General features: G+C 62.7%; 16 protein-coding genes. 7 read left to right on the top strand and 9 right to left on the bottom strand.

The features are described from left to right. Positions 1 to 71 precede the first annotated feature (71 nt). From M5G17_RS18155 to M5G17_RS18185, 7 genes are all read right to left on the bottom strand, one after another. Positions 72 to 1,475 (bottom strand): amino acid permease, encoded by a 1,404-nt coding sequence (locus M5G17_RS18155; protein WP_273894301.1) that lies wholly within the window; start codon positions 1,473 to 1,475, stop codon positions 72 to 74. A 204-nt stretch (positions 1,476 to 1,679) separates the two neighbouring features. Continuing rightward, positions 1,680 to 3,935, bottom strand: coding sequence for an ATP-binding protein (locus M5G17_RS18160; RefSeq protein WP_273894302.1), 2,256 nt, complete (start codon positions 3,933 to 3,935; stop codon positions 1,680 to 1,682). Further along, positions 3,932 to 4,699 carry a substrate-binding periplasmic protein gene (locus M5G17_RS18165; RefSeq protein WP_273894303.1) on the bottom strand — a complete coding sequence of 256 codons (768 nt, stop codon included), beginning with the start codon at positions 4,697 to 4,699 and terminating at the stop codon, positions 3,932 to 3,934. Before M5G17_RS18165 ends, M5G17_RS18160 begins: the two co-directional genes overlap by 4 nt. Before the next feature lie 4 nt (positions 4,700 to 4,703). Then, positions 4,704 to 5,420 carry a response regulator gene (locus tag M5G17_RS18170; protein ID WP_273894304.1) on the bottom strand — a complete coding sequence of 239 codons (717 nt, stop codon included), beginning with the start codon at positions 5,418 to 5,420 and terminating at the stop codon, positions 4,704 to 4,706. Between the two features lie 72 nt (positions 5,421 to 5,492). Next, complete coding sequence (locus tag M5G17_RS18175) at positions 5,493 to 6,137, bottom strand: TetR family transcriptional regulator C-terminal domain-containing protein (RefSeq protein ID WP_273894305.1); 645 nt, start codon at positions 6,135 to 6,137, stop codon at positions 5,493 to 5,495. Between the two features lie 110 nt (positions 6,138 to 6,247). After that, a complete protein-coding gene (locus M5G17_RS18180) occupies positions 6,248 to 7,024 on the bottom strand; it encodes a class II aldolase/adducin family protein (protein WP_273894306.1) in 777 nt (258 codons plus the stop codon). A gap of 37 nt (positions 7,025 to 7,061) precedes the next feature. Further along, positions 7,062 to 8,099 (bottom strand): ABC transporter substrate-binding protein, encoded by a 1,038-nt coding sequence (locus tag M5G17_RS18185; protein WP_273894307.1) that lies wholly within the window; start codon positions 8,097 to 8,099, stop codon positions 7,062 to 7,064. A 183-nt stretch (positions 8,100 to 8,282) separates the two neighbouring features. Between M5G17_RS18185 and M5G17_RS18190 the strand changes: the two genes are divergently transcribed. The 6 genes from M5G17_RS18190 to M5G17_RS18215 all read left to right on the top strand — a co-directional run bounded on the left by M5G17_RS18190 (position 8,283) and on the right by M5G17_RS18215 (position 14,409). Beyond that, the gene (locus M5G17_RS18190; RefSeq protein WP_273894308.1) at positions 8,283 to 10,232 is read left to right on the top strand and encodes an oxidoreductase; all 1,950 of its coding nucleotides are present in this window, start codon (positions 8,283 to 8,285) and stop codon (positions 10,230 to 10,232) included. Positions 10,233 to 10,278: 46 nt separating this feature from the next. Next, positions 10,279 to 10,881, top strand: coding sequence for a cupin domain-containing protein (locus M5G17_RS18195; RefSeq protein ID WP_273894309.1), 603 nt, complete (start codon positions 10,279 to 10,281; stop codon positions 10,879 to 10,881). A 24-nt stretch (positions 10,882 to 10,905) separates the two neighbouring features. Then, positions 10,906 to 11,652, top strand: coding sequence for an enoyl-CoA hydratase-related protein (locus M5G17_RS18200; RefSeq protein WP_273894310.1), 747 nt, complete (start codon positions 10,906 to 10,908; stop codon positions 11,650 to 11,652). 87 nt (positions 11,653 to 11,739) lie between these two features. Further along, on the top strand, positions 11,740 to 12,417 hold the full coding sequence (locus M5G17_RS18205) for a DUF3313 family protein (RefSeq protein ID WP_273894311.1): 678 nt from the start codon (positions 11,740 to 11,742) through the stop codon (positions 12,415 to 12,417). Positions 12,418 to 12,507: 90 nt separating this feature from the next. After that, positions 12,508 to 13,572, top strand: coding sequence for an HNH endonuclease (locus M5G17_RS18210; protein ID WP_273894312.1), 1,065 nt, complete (start codon positions 12,508 to 12,510; stop codon positions 13,570 to 13,572). A 12-nt stretch (positions 13,573 to 13,584) separates the two neighbouring features. Beyond that, positions 13,585 to 14,409, top strand: coding sequence for a hypothetical protein (locus tag M5G17_RS18215; RefSeq protein ID WP_273894313.1), 825 nt, complete (start codon positions 13,585 to 13,587; stop codon positions 14,407 to 14,409). A 43-nt stretch (positions 14,410 to 14,452) separates the two neighbouring features. Here M5G17_RS18215 and M5G17_RS18220 read toward each other — a convergent pair whose 3' ends face one another. Next, positions 14,453 to 15,751 carry a serine/threonine transporter gene (locus tag M5G17_RS18220; protein WP_273894314.1) on the bottom strand — a complete coding sequence of 433 codons (1,299 nt, stop codon included), beginning with the start codon at positions 15,749 to 15,751 and terminating at the stop codon, positions 14,453 to 14,455. Between the two features lie 175 nt (positions 15,752 to 15,926). Next, positions 15,927 to 17,303, bottom strand: a complete 1,377-nt coding sequence (locus M5G17_RS18225; protein WP_273894315.1) for an L-serine ammonia-lyase — start codon at positions 17,301 to 17,303, stop codon at positions 15,927 to 15,929. 146 nt (positions 17,304 to 17,449) lie between these two features. Between M5G17_RS18225 and M5G17_RS18230 the strand changes: the two genes are divergently transcribed. Continuing rightward, positions 17,450 to 18,385, top strand: a complete 936-nt coding sequence (locus M5G17_RS18230) for a LysR substrate-binding domain-containing protein (protein WP_273894316.1) — start codon at positions 17,450 to 17,452, stop codon at positions 18,383 to 18,385. Positions 18,386 to 18,417 lie beyond the last annotated feature (32 nt).

Consider the following 18,417-nt stretch of genomic DNA (forward strand, 5'->3'; position numbering starts at 1 on the left):
ACCATAGAATCTCCCACAGAATCCAACCTGTGGGAGCGGCGGTGCGGCGGCCGACTTGCCCCGCGAAAGGCCTACACCGACGGCGCCAACACCACCTGACGCTTGCGATTGATGATGAAGTACGCCGCGTAACACACTGCAATGAAACCAAAACCCCAGTACAACGACGGCCGCTGGGTCTCATCCATTGCCAGGAACACGAACAGCGAACTGCACAGGGTGATGCACAGCAGCGGCACCAGCGGGTACAGCGGCGCTCGGTACTTCAGCTCGCTGAGCTTGCCGCCCTCACGCAGGTAGGCGCGGCGGAACTTGTACTGGGCCAGGGCAATGACGATCCAGGTCACGGTGCCAGACATACCGCTCACCGCCATCAGCACCATGAACAAAGTGTCGGCGGCGATGAAGCTGGTCATCAGCGACACCAGGGCAAAGCACAGGGTGATGCTCAGGGCGCGCAGCGGCACTCCGCGCTTGCTCAGGGGCGACAGGCTTTTCGGCGCCATGCCGGTCTTGGACATGGCCCAGAGGATGCGCGTAGAGGCATACAGGCCGGAGTTGCCCACGGAGAGAATCGCGGTGAGGATGACGAAGTTCATCAGGTCCGCCGCGTACGGAATGCCGACCATGTCGAACACCTGTACGAACGGGCTTTCCATCAGGCCCGCCTGCTGCCACGGCACGATCGCCGACAGTACGACAATGGCCAGAACGTAGAAGATCAACACGCGGAACACCACGTTGCGCACGGCGCGCGGGATGCTCTTCTCCGGCTGGTCGGTCTCACCGGCGGCCACGCCCATGATCTCGCAGCCCTGGAAGGCGTAGACCACGGTCATCATCACCGCGAACACCGCTGACAGGCCATTGGGGAACAGCGAGTCGCCAATCAAGTTGTTCATCATCGGCGCAGGTTCGCCGCTAGTCAGCGGGATCGCGCCGAAGATCACCAGCACGCCAACAATGATAAAGCCCAGGATCGCCGCCACCTTGATCCCCGAGAACCAGTATTCGGCTTCACCAAAGGCACGGGTAGCCAGGGCGTTGAGGCCGAACAGCACCACCACGAACAGCGCCGACCAGTACCAGATCGGCACTTCGGGGAACCAGCGCACCATCAGCATGCCAGCGGCGGTGAACTCCAGGCCCACGGTGGTGGCCCAGCTCATCCAGTACACCCAGCCGATCATAAAGCCGGTGGCCGGGCCGATGAATTTAGTGGCGTGCGCCTGGAACGAGCCGGACACCGGCATCTGCACCGACAGCTCGCCCAGGCAGACCATCACCAAGTACATGAGAAAGCCCGCCACCAGGTAGGCAAGGATCGCGCCCACCGGCCCGCCCTGGTTGATGGTTACCCCCGAGCCCATGAACAGCCCGGTGCCGATCACCCCGCCCAACGACAGCATGAAGATGTGCCGGCTTTTCAGCGCACGGGTCAGGTGGATGCCTTTACGGTCAGTAGAATCAGTCATGACAGCACCTCAACAGTGGTTGAAGCGCGGGAGGGACAGGCGATGGTGCGGGGACGGCTGAGCTTTACGGCAGTTCATTATTATTATCTCCAATAAGCTTCGAAGACCGCGTGCAGTGCGGTTGAGGTCGATTATTGGAAAGCGATGTAAGCTGGCGTTGTACGTAAAGATCGAAGATGTAAAAAGTCGTAAGGTTTTTGTACGTCAGCCCTGGATCAGCTGTTTCAGGGTGTCGCAGGCCAGGCGCAACTGCTCGGCCAAGGGCGCTTGCAGGGTATGCAAGGCCGTCTGGTTCTTGCTCAGCGCCGCCTCTTCCACCTCGCGCAGAACCGTCGCCAGGCCACGAAACCCCAGGGAGTCACTGCTCCCGGCAAGGCGATGCGCCAGGTGGGCGACATCGGTGCAGTCCTCGGCCTTGAGCGCCTCGGCCAGGGCACCCCGCTGCTGTTCGATGGCATCGCGCAGCACCATCAGCAAACCCTGGACTTTCTGCTCGCCGAGCAAGCTGCGATGGGTATCGAGCAACGCCCAGTCCATGCCCTGCCCGGCCACCACGGCCTCGACCACCGGCACCTGCTGCACCAATGCCTGGCGTAAGCTGTCGAGTTTGAGCGGCTTGGCCAGGATGCCCTGCATGCCCGCCGCAAGGTACCCGCGCACCAGCGCCGGCTGCACGCTGGCGGTCAGGGCCAGGATCCGGCACTCGCGGTTTGGCCCCGGGTTCTGGCGAATGTGCCGGCACAGCTCGACACCGCTGATGCCCGGCAGGTGTACATCGAGCAGGATCAGGTCAAAACGACGTTGCCTGCACAAATCCATGGCCTGTTCGCCGTCCTCGGCCAGCCACAGCCGGTGGCCGTCACGCGCAAGCAAGCCGCGGATCACCTCGCGGTTGAGCTCGACGTCTTCGACCACCAGGATCTCCAGGGCGCGGATGTCCACGCCGGGCACCTGCTCGACAGGTGTTGCCGTCGCCGTTTGCAGGCTCAGTTCGAACCAGAAGCAACTGCCCTGCCCCTCGATGCTTTCCAGGCCGATGCGCCCGCCGAGCAGCTCCACCAGGTGCTTGCAGATCGCCAGGCCCAGGCCGGTGCCGCCGTAGCGGCGGGCCACGGCTTCGCTGGCCTGGACAAAACGCTCGAAAATCCGCCCTTGCACTGCCGGGGCGATGCCGATGCCGTTGTCGTGGACACTGATCCGCACCTGTTGGCGGCCCTGTTCCTGTTCCAGTACCTGGACCTCGACACTGACTTCACCGGCCTCAGTGAACTTGATGGCATTGGCCAGCAGGTTGCTGAGCACCTGGCGCAGGAACTGTTCGGCGCCGTGGTGACGCTCGGCCAGGCGCAGATCAATGCGGCACAGCAGCACGCTGTGGTTGTCCAGCGCCCGGGGCTCGAGCAGGGTCATGACCTCCTCGCACAACTGGCGCAGGGAAAAATCCACGGCTTCGGGGTGGCTTTCACCCTCTTCCAGGCGCGCGAAGTACAGCACCTCGTTGAGGATGCTCAGCAAGCCTTCGCCGGCCTTGTACAGGGCATCCAGGCGCTTGCTGTCGCGGGCATCGAGATTGGCTTCGCGCAGCAGCTCGGCCATGCCCAGAATGCCATTGAGCGGGGTGCGCAGCTCGTGGCTCATGGTTGCCAGAAAACGCGACTTGGCAAGGTTTGCCGCTTCGGCTTCGTCCTTGGCGCGCATCAGGCTGGCGGTACGCCGCTCGACCATTTTCTGCAGCTCATCGCGCTTGTCCTGCAAGGCCAGGCGGTCGCTCTCGCGGCGCTCGATGTCACTGAGGATCGCCCGGCGCATGTCGTCCAGGGCATGGGCCACGGTGTCGATTTCATCGTCGCGAGCCGAACGGCGCTTATCCAGGCGCAGCGGCTCCTGCCAGTCGCCGGCCCCGACCCGGCGGGCGAATTCGGCCATCACCTGCAAGTGGCGGGTGACCAGGCGATAGAACAACCCCGACAACGCCACCGCCAGGCCGCAGAGAAACACGCTCATCCACAGCAGGCTGGTCAAGCCGGTGGCGAACAGGCGCCGGTGCACCGCGCCCAAATCGATGCTGACTTCCAGCTCGCCAAGGTGGCGCAACGGCCCCGAAGGCGGTTGATAGTCCAAGGCGAAGCGCTCGATGCGCAGCGGCCCCTGGGGGTTCGCCTCGCCCTGCAGCAAGTTGAAATCGCTACTGCTCAGACGCACCCGCGCCACATCGGAGAAGTCCACCAGGCCGCGCAACTGCACATTCAGTTGCTCCTGGTCGAGGTCCCAGAGGCTGCGCTCAAGACTCGCCAGGTAACCGGCGCGAATCAATGCCATACGCGCATCGATGTCACGCATCTCGCGGCGGTACTCGAAATACAGCTGCACGGTGCTGGCCAGCACGGTGAAGCACAGGCTGAACAACAGAATGAACAGCAGCAGGCGCCGCAGCAGGCCACCGGGTTGCAGGCGGATCATCGGGCGTCTGCCGGCAGGTTGGCCATGTCACGGTAAGTGACTTCGCTCTGTTCCAGCCAGCGCTGGATTTCACCGCTGTCGTGCATGCGCTGCAGTTGCTCGTCGATCTGCGCCATGTGCAGGCTCAGTGGTGAATGCCGCGACACGGCAACGCGCAGGTAGTCGACACTGAGCGCTGCCGGCAAGGCCTGGATGGCCTCGGCGCCGGGCAGGTGCTCGACAAACAACTGGCCGGTGCGCCGTTCCTGGATGACAAAATCAATGCGCCCGCGGATCAGCTTGCCAAAATTCTGCTGGCTGGAAGACACCCACTCGATGTTCTGGTGGCGGGCGACGAAGCGGTCGAAGTCGGCCCCGTAGCTTTCCCCGAACAACAGCCCGCCACGGTAGCGGGCCAGGTCTTCCAGGCCCTCGAACTGCACCGGCCGCTGGCGGTTGTAGAACACCGCCACTTCCTCGCGCAGCACCGGCACCGTGGAAAAACGCATGGCCTGATCGCGCTGGTCGCTGTTGTAGGCCAGCACCACATCGACCCGCCCTTGGGCGGCATCGAGCAGGCAGCGCTTCCAGTTGCCCAGCACGACGATCTCCACCTCATAGCCCAGGCGCGCGAACAGCTGGCGCACCACCGTCGGCGCCAGACCGCGCACCTGCTTACCGTCACTCCAGGAAATCGGCGGGTACACCGGGGAATCGCAATAGCGCACACGTTCGGCAGCCTGGGCACCCGGCAGCAACAAGGTGAGCCAGAGCAGCCGCCACATGCCGTCAGGCCGCCACGCTGGCAGTGAACAGGTAACCGGCGCCGTGAATGGTGATGATCAGCTGCGGCTCGGCCGGGTCATCGTGCAGCTTGCGCCGCAGGCGGCCGACCAGCACGTCGATGGAGCGGTCGTTGGGCACCCATTCGCGGTTGCGGATCTGGTCCATCAACTGGTCGCGGCTCAGGGTATGGCCGCTGTTGCGCAGGAACACACTGAGCAGCTGGAATTCGCCGTGGGTCAGCAGGGTTTCAGCGCCCTGTACATCGATCAGCCGCCGGCGGTCAGTATCCAGGGCCCAGCCGGCGAACTGCTTGAGCGGATGCTGGGCGGCGCTGGGCGCTTTGCTGGCCTGGGCGTGGCGCACCCGGCGCACCAGGTTCTTGGCCCGCGACACCAGCTCGCGCGGGTTCAGCGGTTTGATCACGTAGTCGTCGGCGCCGCATTCCAGGCCGACGATACGGTCAATGTCGTCGTTGCGCCCGGTGATGAGGATAATGCCGACTTCCGAGCGCACCCGCAGTTCACGGGTCAGGGTCAGGCCGTCCTTGCCCGGCAGGCGGATGTCGAGCATGACCAGGTCGACAGCCTGCTCGGCAAGAAAATGTTCGGCTTGCTCTGCCGTGGCGGCGCAGTGCACGTCGTAGCCTTCCTGGGACAGGTAGGCGTGCAGCAAGTCGCGAATGAGCGGATCGTCATCGACGACCAGGACCCGAGGCGTCATGGCGTGTTGTCTCTTGTTATTAGTGTTGTGGTGAAACCCGCGACAGCAGCGTAACGATTACTGAACGACCGATCAACAACCCTCGGTCAGGGTGAAGCGCCGACGGCCACCGGCTTCCAGGCCATCGACCCAGGCCTCGCAAATCTGCACGCCCTGCTCCGGGGTGAAGGTGCCAGGGTTGAGCCCCGACTCCAGCCACAAACCATCGAGCAAGGCGCTGAGGCTGATGGCCGCAAGGTCGGCATTGAAGGCCGGCCAACCACCCTCCTCGGCCAGCGCGGCAAGCAGCCGGCGCAACTCGTTGCGGTACTCGCCATAGGAGTGATCGTGCACCTGATTGATCGCCTCGGCGGTTTTTACCGCGCCCCAGAAGGCCAGCCAGGCATCGAGCAACTGCGGGTCGAGCAATTCGGCGCAGAAGGAGGCACGAAAGAACGCCGACAGCCGTTCACGGGCATTGGGTGCGGCCTGGGCCATGGCGTCGCGGATCAGGCCCATCACCCGGCCGGTGACCGCCAGGTAGGCCTCGGCGACCAGTTCGTCCTTGCCCGAATAGTGATGGCTGATCAGCCCCACCGAAACCCCGGCCTCGGCGGAGATTTTGCGGATCGAAGCGCCCTGGAAGCCGTGGCGCTTGAGGCACATCAGGGTCGCCTCGACCAGGTTGGCCTTGCGCAACTCCGGGACCATACGGCTGTAACGGGCTTCCTGGGACATGGGCTTTCTCGTCAAGCGGTGGACTTATCGCGGGGCAAGCCCGCTCCCACAGGTTTGTGGGAGCGGGCTTGCCCCGCGATGCTATTGAACGAATGTACAACAACTACGGATCAGTCGCGATAGCCCGGCGCCACCCGCTCCAGCAACCGGAGCAAGGCCGACCAGGCCAGTTGCATACCGTCCGGGTCGCTCAACTCACCTTCCTTCAAGGCCCGCGCCGGTTCGTTGAACTGGCGTTCGGTATGGGCGCAGACCTGCTCCGATGGCAACACCAGTTCACCGGCAGCCATCGCCGCAAGCTGGATCTCGCAGGCTTTCTCCAGGTAGTACATGCGCAGGAACGCCTCGCTGACGCTGCGGCCGACACTGAGCAGCCCATGGTTGCGCAATATCAGCACCGCCTTGTCGCCCAGGTCATGCACCAGGCGCTGCTGCTCGGCCAGATCCAGGGCGATGCCCTCGTAGTCGTGGTAGGCGACCTTGCCATGAAACTCCATGGAAATCTGATTGACCGGCAACAACCCGCACCTGAGCGCCGCTACCGCGCAACCGGCTTTGGTGTGAGTGTGCAGTACACATTGGGCATCCTCACGGGCACCATGGATGGCACTGTGAATGACGAAACCGGCCGGGTTGACCGGGTGCGGCGAAGCCTCGACCGCGTTGCCCTGCAAGTCGATCTTGACCAGGTTCGAGGCGCTGATTTCATCGAACATCAAGCCGTAGGGGTTGATCAGGAAGTGATGCTCAGGGCCGGGAATGCGCACCGAGATATGGGTGAAGATCAGGTCGGTCATGCGAAAGTGCGCGATCAATCGATAACAGGCGGCCAGTTCCTGGCGCAGGCGTTGTTCGACAGTAAAAGCACAAGGCGGGATCGAGTTCATTGTTGTAGTTCCCAGGTAATCAGGCTGGCGATCGGGGTTAGCGACTCGCCCAGGCGTTGAAACGCTCTTCAAGTTCATCGCCATGATCGACCCAGAACTCGACGTTCATCGACAAGGCGCCTTCAAGGTTCTGTTTCGAGGTCGGCACCCAGCTCGCCAGCTTCGGGTCAAGCGCGGCGGCGGCTTGGGTGTTGGTCGGCCCGTACGGGATTTGCTTGACGTAGCGTACCTGGGTATCGGGCTGGTTGGCGAAGGCAATCAGGCGCTTGGCCTGGTCGACGTGCCTGGAGCCCTTGATGATTGCCCAGTAGTCCATGCCATACAGGCTGCCTGGCCACACCAGGGCCAGCGGGCTGCCCTCCTGGGCGGCGACGGCGACCCGGCCGCTGTAGGTCGAGGTCATCACCACGTCACCGGCGCTCAGCCACTGCGCCGGTTGCGCGCCAGCTTCCCACCACTGGATACAGGGCTTGAGCTCGCTGAGTTTGTTGAAAGCGCGATCAACGCCTGCGGGGGTGGCCAGGACCTTGTACACGTCCTCAACCTTGACCCCGTCGGCCATCAGCGCGAACTCCAGGTTGTACACCGCCCGCTTGCGCAGGCCGCGCTTGCCGGGGATCTTTTTCACATCCCAGAAGTCTGCCCACGAAGTCGGCGCCTGGGCCAGCTTGTTGCGGTCGTAGGCGATCGCCACGCTCCACACCAGCACTGCCGAGCCGCACGCCTGGGCGGCATCGGGAATCAGTTGCTCGGCACGTCCGAGCTGGGTCCAGTCGAGGCGCTCGTACATGCCCTCGTCGCAGCCGCGCATCAGGTCCGGGCCTTCGATTTGCACCAGGTCCCAGTCGACGTTGCCGGTATCGACCATGACCTTGATCCGGGCCATTTCGCCGTTGTACTCGCTCTGGATCATCTTGCTGCCGTCCTGGGCACTGAAAGGCTTGAAGATCGCCGCATCCTGGGCTTTCTGGCCGGCGCCGCCATAGGCGACCACGACCATGTCCGGTGCTGCCTGGGCGCTGCCAATGCTCAGGGCGAGCAGGCAGGCAGAGAAACTGAGCAGGTTCGATTTCATCAATGGTTCCTCATGCCGGTACCACGTCAGGCGTGGTCCGTTTTCTTGTTGTGGTGAGGTTCGCCCCAGGACCCGGGGTGATTGCACGCTAGTTAAAGGCAAGTAAAAAAACAAGTTGATTTTTTACTATCGGTACACTTTCATAGAAAAATAATAACAACACCCCGCTGGAGCCTGACCCCCATGTCGACCTTCGCGCACCTGTTCGAACCGCTACAGATCCGTGGCAAACGCTTGAAGAACCGCATCATGTCCAGCGGACACGACACCTCGATGCCCACCGACAACCTGGTCAACGAACGCCTGGTCGCCTACCACCGGGCCCGCGCCGAAGGCGGCGTCGGCCTGATCGTGCTGCAGGTCGCCGGGGTACACGACAGCGCCCGCTACACCTCCCATGTGCTGATGGCCACCGACGACGCCTGTATCGTCGGCTACCGCCAACTGGCCGAGACCTGCCACGCCCATGGCACCCTGGTGCTGTCGCAGGTCTTTCACCCCGGGCGGGAAATCATGGAATCCAGCGATGGCTTGCTGGCGGTGGCCTACTCGGCCTCGGCGGTGCCCAACGAGCGGTTTCGGGTGATGCCGCGAGCACTGGACCAGGCCATGATCGACGAGATCGTCGCCGGTTACGCCGCCGCTGCCCGGCGCCTGCATCTGGCCGGTATCGATGGTGTCGAGGTGGTTGCCAGCCACGGCTACCTGCCCGCGCAGTTCATCAACCCACGGGTCAACCGGCGCACCGATGGTTACAACGGTGAACTTGAACAACGCCTGCGCTTTGTCCGCGAAGTGATTGGCGCGGTGCGTGCGGCGACAGCAGACGATTTCATCATCGGCCTGCGCATCAGCGCCGATGAGCGCGATGCCGAGGGGTTGACCGAGGATGAATCGCTGGCAGCGGTGAAAATGCTGCAGGCCGAGCTGGACTACGTGCATATCGTCGCTGGTACGTCGGCGTCGCTGGGCGGTGCGGTGCATATCGTCCCACCCATGGCCATCGAGGCGGCGTACCTGGTCCGTGAGGCCGGGACTTTCAAGGCGCAACTGGACATCCCGCTGTTCGTCACCGGGCGCATCAACCAGCCCCAGGAAGCCGAGCTGATCCTCGCCCGTGGCCAGGCCGATGTCTGCGGCATGACCCGCGCGCTGATCTGCGACCCGCAGATGCCCAACAAGACCCGCAACGATCAAGTCGAAGACGTGCGCGCCTGCATCGCCTGCAACCAGGCCTGCATCGGCCACTTTCACAAAGGCTTGCCGATCTCCTGTATTCAGCACCCGGAAACCGGCCGAGAGCTGCAATTCGGCACCCTGCAGCCAGCGCTTGCACGCAAGCGGGTGATGATCGCCGGTGGCGGTCCGGCCGGCATGAAAGCCGCAGCGGTAGCGGCGGCACGTGGCCACGAGGTGACCCTGTATGAGGCCGGCTCGCAGCTCGGCGGCCAGGTGTTGCTCGCGCATCTGCTGCCACGGCGCGCCGAGTTCGGTGGGGCCAGCACCAACCTGCAGCGCGAGATGCAACTGGCCGGGGTCAAGGTCGTGCGCAATACCCGGGTGGACCGTGCCGTGGTCAAACGTGAACAACCGGACCTGGTCATAGTTGCCACCGGCGCCGAACCCTACTGGCCCGCCTTTGAACGCGGTGGCGAATTGCAGGTGGTCGATGCCTGGCAAATCCTGCGTGGTGAGGTCAAACCCGGACGCTCGGTGCTGGTGGTCGACTGGCGCTGCGACTGGATCGGCCCGGGCATCGCCGAGCGCCTGGTGCGTGAAGGCCACCAGGTGCAATTGGCGGTCAATGGCACCCACTGCGGCGAAAGCCTGCCACTGTATGTGCGCGACCAGATGGCCGGCGAGTTGCACAAGCTGGGCATCCCGATCACCCCCTATGCGCGCCTGTACGGCTGCGACGACACCAGCGTGTACTTGCAGCACACTGCCAGCGGCGAGCCGATGATCTTCGAAAACATCGATACCCTGGTGCTGTGTCAGGGCCATCAGCCGGTCGATACACTAGCGGCCGAGCTGCAGGGCCTGGTAGAGGTCAAACGCATCGGCGACTGCCTGGCGCCACGCACGGTTGAAGAGGCGGTCTACGACGGTTTGAAGGTCGCCTGGAGCTTGTGAGCCTGTTTATACTCCGGGGCTTTGACAGTGCGGTTCGGAGCACGCCATGAGCAACAGCAGCAAGACGCCGCCTGCGGCCAACCAGGAAGGCGCCGCCGCCCATTTTCTCGGTACCCGCATCCGCGGCCTGCGCAAGCGCCGCGGCATGACCCTGGCCGAGCTTGCCGAACAGAGCGAACTCACCGCCGGCTACATCAGCCAGCTGGAGCGCAACCTCTCCTACCCGTCGATCCCGGCGCTGTTCAACATCGCCCGCAGCCTGGGCGTGACCATCCAATGGTTCTTCGCCAGCGAAGCCAGCACCGCGCCAGAAGACAATGGCTACGTGGTGCGCAAGAACAGCCGCCTGAGCGTGCACTACGAAGACGGTATCGTCGACCAGTTGCTGACCCCGCAACCCAACCGCCAGCTGGAAATCCTTCATTCGCGCTTCCCACCGGGCACCTACAGCCAGCAGAGCTACAGCCACGATGGCGAAGAAGCCGGCTATTTACTGTCCGGCAGTTTCGAACTGTGGGTTGGCGAGCGCTATTTCCAGCTCAGCGAAGGCGACAGTTTCAGCTTTTCCAGCCAGGAGCCGCACCGTTACGGCAACCCTGGCGATGTGGATGCGGTGGTGATCTGGGTGATCACCCCGCCGACGTTCTGATACCTACAACAACCAAGGCCAGCCATGAACGAGTTGATCACCCGCGACCTGCACCAGGGCCTGCTGACCCTGACCTTCAACCGCCCGGACAAGCTCAATGCGCTGAACACGGCGATGTATACGCAACTGGGCGAGCAACTGCTGGCGGCAGTTGAAGATGCCCAGGTCGAGGTCATCCTGTTGACCGGCGGACCACAGTGTTTTTGCGCCGGCAACGACCTCAAGGACTTTCTCGACAACCCACCCAGCGACATGGACAGCCCGGTGTTTCGCCTGATGCGGGTGGTCATGGCCCTGGACAAACCTTTGATTGCCGCGGTGGCAGGCGCCGCCATCGGTATCGGCACGACCCTGCTGCTGCATTGCGACCAGGTGCTGGTCAGCCGTTCGGCCAGGCTGCGCATGCCTTTCGTGCCGCTGGGCCTGTGCCCTGAATTTGGCTCCAGCCTGTTGCTGCCACGCGTGCTCGGGCACACACGGGCGGCGCGCTTGTTGCTATGCAATGAACTGCTCACAGGCGAGCAGGCCGTTGAATGGGGCCTGGCAAACGAGCTGCACGAGGATGGCGAGCAGTGCCTGGCGGCGGCGCGCACGCTGGCCGAACGGCTGCAAACCTTGCCGCAGGAAGCGCTGCGGATCAGCAAGCGTTTGCTCAAGGATGCTCATCGCCAGGAGCTGGCCGCGACGGTTGAACGTGAAGGCTTGCTGTTTATCGAACGGCTGCATACGCCTGAGGCGAAGGCGGCGTTGCGGGCGTTGGTCAAGGACTGACAGTTGCAGCCGGGCCAAGAGCTGCTAGCGTTGTTCTGGCGATCATTCCCCTGCCCCGTGCGGTCATTGCCAAGGATACGAAAGTCGATGAAGCCTACCTTGCGCTCCACCCTGCTCTGCTCCGCCCTGGTCGTTCTGGCCGGTTGCTCCAGTAACCAGGTAGACCCCAGCCAATACTCCGGATTCCTCAAGGACTACAGCCGCCTCAAGCCCGCCGAAAGCATCTCCGGGCAGCCGGTGATGCGCTGGATCGATCCGCAGGTGAAGGCTGGGCGCTTCACCCAGGTGTTTATCGAGCCCAGCCAGTTCTACCCAAAACCACAGCCCACCGCAGTGATCTCGGCCCAGGCCCTGGGACAGATCACCCAGTACTACACCAACGCGCTCAAGCGTGAACTGGGCGCCGAATTACCCTTGGCCCAAGGCCCGGGCCCCGGCGTGCTGGTGGTACGCCCGGCGATCACCGCAGTCTCGACCAAGACCGAAGGCCTCAAACCCTACGAAGTGATCCCCATCGCCCTGGTGGCCGCCGCCGTCAACACTGCCGCCGGCGGCCGCGACCAGGAAGTGGACATCGCCACCGAAGCGGCCTTCCTCGATGGCGGCAACAACAAGGTGGTGGCCCAGGTGGTGCGCAAGGGCACGGGCGAGGCCCTGGAAAATGACACCTCCAAACTGGCCCTGGAAAACGTCAAACCCGTGCTGGACGGCTGGGCCAGAGACCTGCGCAAAAACTTCGCCAAGCTCAGAAGCGAGTCGCGCTAGGCACCAGGCACCGGGATCAGTGTGCAGCGCACAGCTGATCCCGGAGGGCTACACTGAACGGATGTCAGTCTGCTACCTGAGGGCTGCATCATGCGTCCGGTTAAAAAAAGCTCAAACAACCAAAGTTACGCGCCCGATGCAGCACAGAGCTTCAGCGGTGCTGTTGCGGCCCTGCTGCAGAAGATCGACGGTGTCGCCACTCAGCCCAACTACACCATCGATCTGGATCGTGTGCTGAAGCTGCTACTGGAGCGCGCCAAAGGTCTACCCATCGCCGGTGTAACAGCCGTGGAACAGGACGTCCTGGTAACAGGGCTCAAACAGCGAGTCACCACTCTTTACAAAACCGCTGCCCTGCCTTTGACCCAGGAGCTGGGCGCTTTCTGCGCCTACTGCGGTACTGCCCTGCCCGGGTTGGTGGAAGTGGAACATACCGTGCCAAAGGCACCCTACCCAATGTATGCCACAACCTGGGAGAACTTTCTTCCTGCTTGCGGCCCCTGCAATACCAGCAAAGGCAACAAACCAGACCGCATAACAGCGACCCAGTCATCAGGAATACATGCCCCCGATGAGACGGACTTGCGTAATACCATCAGGTACCACTGCTACATCTGGCCGGATCTTGCACCAGACTGCTATCGACGGTTGCCGCTCAAGTTGCACTATCACGACAGCAACCGATGGATCGAGCTTGACCCGGCGACATCGGTGAATGGTAACAACCAACTCACGGCCTACGATGTGATACAGCATCAGATCCTGGCCACTATTGAAGTCAACCACACACTGCTCAATGACGTTCCCGTTACCGTCGTTGTGGATTGCGCCGCGCATGACACCGTGGAGGCCGATACCATCGACCTGACGGGATTGAACGATGACTCCTCGAGCATTTACGACCGACGCCAGATGAACCGCACGCGGGCCTGGTTCGATGCGTTGGAGGAGTGTCGACTGTTGGGAACCGCCCAAAGCGGATATGACTTGGACCTGCTCTGGAAGGGCACACCGCGGCGCGCGGCAAGCTCCGGCTTCTATGCAGTATGGTTGACGGTAATGCAGGCATACGGCGCCCACTACGCCACACGTTTTGTCCAGGAGACCAAGAACTCGCTGTACTACCCCCAGACCAATACCCACAGTCTTCCCTGAACGAGGTGCGCCATGCGACCGCTTGTACGCCCTGCGTTGCCACCACAACTGCAACACGTCCCCGCTGCCAGGCTGCTGGTGAGCGCGTTCGGCAACTTCTGTTCGTTCTGCGAGCGTCCTTTACTCGATAGCCTCTGGGTCTGGAACGCGAAAACGGGCCAGAGCCAGGAAGGTGACCGCTGCACCAGTGAGGACTGGGAACACCTTTACCTGCTCGACCACAACTGCCATGAAGCTCAACGACATGCCAGCCCCCTGGACTTGCCCTTGCTACTGCTGCCAACCGATACAGCTGCCTTCCTGCAGGAAGGCCCGCCGCTGCTGTATATACTGACATCCATGTCCAGGGATCAGGTCAATGAAGAGCAGAAATTGATTCAAAGCGACAATGTCGATCAGGTGTTGATTTCTGCAAGCGACTACCGGGCTCAGGCAACGATTCGCTATTTCGCGCTCAATACCGCATATCTGGTTAAGGACAGACTGGTGGTGCCTCGACAGGACCACCTGTCGTTACTTGATCGGCGCATGGAGCAACGCAGCGAGGCGTGGCGAGAGGCAACCCAGGCAGCGTTAGACTTGAGGGAAGCCGGGCAGTCCGAGGTAGTTAAAGCCCTGACCAGACAACTGCGCCAGTTGATCGGCACGACCGGGTTCTGGTCAACCTGCCGGGCAGCGGTCGACCTGGTCCTTCAGGACCCACAAAAACTGCAAGAGATATTCGCGGCAAACCTGCCTGCTGATCGGCCAGTGATTGCCGGACTGGCTGCGAAACACGCTATCCATTTTCTAGGCAACGGCCCGCACCAGCCCTTCCCCGGCACCGCACCATTCTAGGCAGTCGGCTGCACACCGCATAAAGCGGTGTGCAGCCATTCACTCAGGCAAAGAACGAGTAGAAAATCGCCGACAGGGTAATCAAACCGATCAGCACCACGAACACATTCGAAACCTTGCCCGAGTACTTACGCAACGACGGTACCTTGTGCATGGCGTACATCGGCATCAGGAACAGCAGGCAGGCGATGATCGGCCCACCAAGGTTCTCGATCATGCCGAGGATGCTCGGGTTGAGGGTCGCCACGGCCCAGCAGGTGATGACCATGAACAGCGCGGTCATCTGTTCCAGGCGCTTGGCCGAGACCTGCTTGCCACGGCTGCGCAGGGTTTTCACGATCATGCCCTGGAAGCCTTCGCTGGCGCCGATGTAGTGGCCCAGGAACGACTTGGTGATTGCCACCAGGGCGATCAGGGGCGCGACGAAGGCGATCACCGGAGTCTGGAAGTGGTTGGCCAGGTACGAAAGGATCGAGATGTTCTGCTGCTTGGCTGCGGCCAGGTCGGCCGGCGACAGCGCCAGTACGCAACTGAAGCAGAAGAACATCACCGTCAGCACCATCAGCACATGGGCACTGGCGAGGATCTTGCCGCTCTTGGCGTCAGCCTGCTCGCCGTAACGGTGCTTCTGCTCAACGGCAAAGGCCGAGATGATCGGCGAGTGGTTGAAGGAGAACACCATCACCGGGATGGCCAGCCACAAGGTCTTGAAAAACAGGCTCAGGGGCATGCCTTCGCTGGCCTGGGCGAAGAATGCGCCGTTCCAGTTGGGGATCAGGCTCAGGGCCAGCAACAACAGCGCGGCCACAAAGGGATAGACCAGCACGCTCATGACCTTGACGATGATGTCCTGGCCGCAACGCACCACGATCATCAGGCCGCAGATCAGCAGCAAGGCCAGCAGCGCCCGCGGTGGCGGGCTCATGTGCAACTGGTGCTCCATGAAGTTGCCCAGGGTGTTGGTCAGGGCGACGCTGTAGACCAGCAGGATCGGGAAGATGGCCAGGAAGTACAACAGGGTGATCAGCTTGCCGGCACCGATGCCGAAATGCTCTTCGACCACTTCGGTGATGTCTTCACTGGCGCCGCGCTTGCCCGACAGCACGAAGCGGGTCAGGCCGCGGTGGGCGTAGAAGGTCATGGGGAACGCCAGTACCGCCAGCACTAGCAGCGGCCAGAAGCCGCCTACCCCGGCGTTGATCGGCAAGAACAGGGTGCCGGCGCCGATGGCGGTGCCGTACAGGCCCAGAACCCAGGTGGTGTCGTGACGGCTCCAGGCGCGGCTTTGCGCAGGCGCAGCCGATTCCACACGAACGGTCGTGGTGCTATTTACATCAGTCATCGATATTGCCTTGTAGTTGTTTTTGTTGCGTATGAACGAACTGCTTTGTTGCTAGGTAAAGCCTGGGGCTGCGTTGCAGCCCATCGCTGGCAAGCCAGCTCCCACTGGATGGTGCAATCCTTGTGGGAGCTGGCTTGCCAGCGATGCAAGGCGCAGCCTTGCTTCTTTTAAGGGATCAACACTCGACGAACGCGACCGCCAGGCCGCCGCGCGAAGTCTCCTTGTACTTGTCGTGCATGTCGGCGCCGGTATCACGCATAGTGCGGATGGCCCGGTCCAGGGAGATGAAATGCTCGCCGTCGCCGCGCAAGGCCATCTGCGCAGCATTGATAGCCTTGACCGCAGCAATCGCATTGCGCTCGATGCACGGCACCTGGACCAGCCCGCCGACCGGGTCGCAGGTCAGGCCAAGGTTGTGTTCCAGGCCGATTTCAGCGGCGTTTTCTACCTGCATGGGCGTGGCCCCGAGCACTTCGGCAAGGCCGGCAGCAGCCATGGCGCAGGCCGAACCGACCTCCCCCTGACACCCGACTTCAGCACCGGAGATCGAAGCGTTCTTCTTGCACAGGATGCCCACCGCGGCGGCACCGAGCAGGAAGTCGACCACGTCGTTATCGCAGGCATCAGGGTTGAACTTCATGTAGTAGTGCAGCACTGCCGGGATGATGCCGGCCGCGCCGTTGGTTGGCGCAGTCACCATGCGCCCGCCAGCGGCGTTCTCTTCGTTGACCGCCAGGGCGAACAGATTGACCCACTCCATGGCGCTCAGGGTCGAGCCGATGACGTTGGGCTTACCCAACTCCTGCAGGCTGCGGTGCAGCTTGGCCGCGCGACGCTTGACCTTGAGCCCGCCTGGCAGGATGCCCTCGTTGCGCAAGCCGTTATCGACACACTCGCGCATGGCCGCCCACAGCTTCAGCAGGCCACTACGCACTTCGGCTTCTTCACGCCAGGCCAGTTCGTTGGCCATCATCAACTGGCTGATGCGCAAATTATGCTGCTTGCACAGCGCCAATAACTGGGCGGCGCTGGCAAAATCGTAGGGCAGTTGCACCTGATCGGCGCTATTGCCCGCCTCACCCACTTGCGCGGCCTCAACGATGAAACCGCCGCCCACCGAATAGTAGGTTTGTTGCAGCAACGAGCCGCTGGCACTGCTGGCTTCCAGAGTCATGGCATTGGGATGGTACGGCAGGCTTTCATCGAGCAGCAGCAAGTCACGCGCGCAATCAAAGGCGATGGCCTGCTTGCCATCGAGCATCAGCACTTGGCTGCGTTGCAGTTGTGCGATCAGCGGCTCGATGCTGTGCGGGTCGATCTGGTCGGGCCACTCGCCCATCAGCCCGAGCAGGCAGGCGCGGTCGGTGGCGTGGCCGACGCCGGTGGCCGACAACGAGCCATACAGGCGCACCTCGACCCGGCTCACCTGGGCCAGCACGCCTTGTTCACGCAGGGCCTGGGCGAAGGTTGCCGCCGCACGCATGGGGCCTACGGTATGGGAGCTGGACGGCCCGATGCCAATCTTGAAGAGGTCGAAAACGCTGATAGCCATGCTAATGCCTGACCGAGGCAACATTCCATGTCACGCAACGGCACTGTTAAAAAATTGATGGGTGTTGCCAAGTTGCGCGATACTGCCCGGTCACCAACGCCTTGACCAACGAAATTTTCTAAGCAAGCCTTTAGCAGAGCTAAACGATGAAGCGACAAATGAATGGTCAGATGTACGTCTGGCTGCACGTGTTTGCCTGCGCCGCGCGGCACCTGTCGTTCACCCGCTGCGCCGAAGAACTGCACATCACCCCCGGCGCGGTGAGCCAGCAGATCCGCCAACTGGAAGAGCGCCTGGGCTTTCGTCTGTTCCTGCGCCGGGCCCGGGGCGTGGAGCTGACCGCCGAAGGCCAGCGCCTGGCGCAGACCGTCGCCGAAGCCTATGGCAGCATCGATGCCGAACTGCGCCGCCTGGATGCTGGCGAAATTCGCGGCACCTTGCGCCTGCGCTCGATCCCCTCGTTTTTGGCCAAATGGCTGACCCCGCGCTTGCCACGCCTGCAACAACGCTACCCGGACATCCAGTTACGCCTGGTGGCCGAAGACAGCAGCCAGGCCCTGCACGAAGGCGATTTCGACCTGGCCATCGACCTCAACGACGGCAGCTATCCGGGCATGCATTCAACGCCGCTGCTGGACGAGCAGATCTTCCCGGTCTGCGCCCCGGCCTTGCTACGCGGGCGGCCACCGCTGCATGGCCCTGCGGACCTTGCGCATTATCCGCTGCTGCACGACATCACCGCCTGGCGCGGCAGTTCCGAATACGCGGAGTGGGAGTTTTACCTGGCGGGCATCGGCGCCAGCGGCCTGGATGTGCGCCGCGGCCATACCTTCAACCGCAACCACCTGACCATCGAAGCGGCGATTGCCGGCATCGGCGTGGCCATCGCCCGCCGCACCCTGCTCAACGACGAGCTGGAACGCGGCGCCTTGATCGTGCCGTTCGGCCTGCCGATCGCCAACCACAAGCGCTACGTGCTGCTGTACCCACCCGGCGGCCTGGCCCATCCGGGCGCGCGGGCGGTGCACGACTGGCTGGTGGAGGAAGCCGAAGGCTTTCGGGCATTGCACGCCCGGGATTGAAGGGCAAATCCGGTGACCGCAAGCAGCCACCG

The sequence above is a fragment of the Pseudomonas rubra genome (assembly GCF_028656935.1).
In the GTDB taxonomy this organism is placed as follows: Bacteria; Pseudomonadota; Gammaproteobacteria; order Pseudomonadales; family Pseudomonadaceae; genus Aquipseudomonas; species Aquipseudomonas rubra.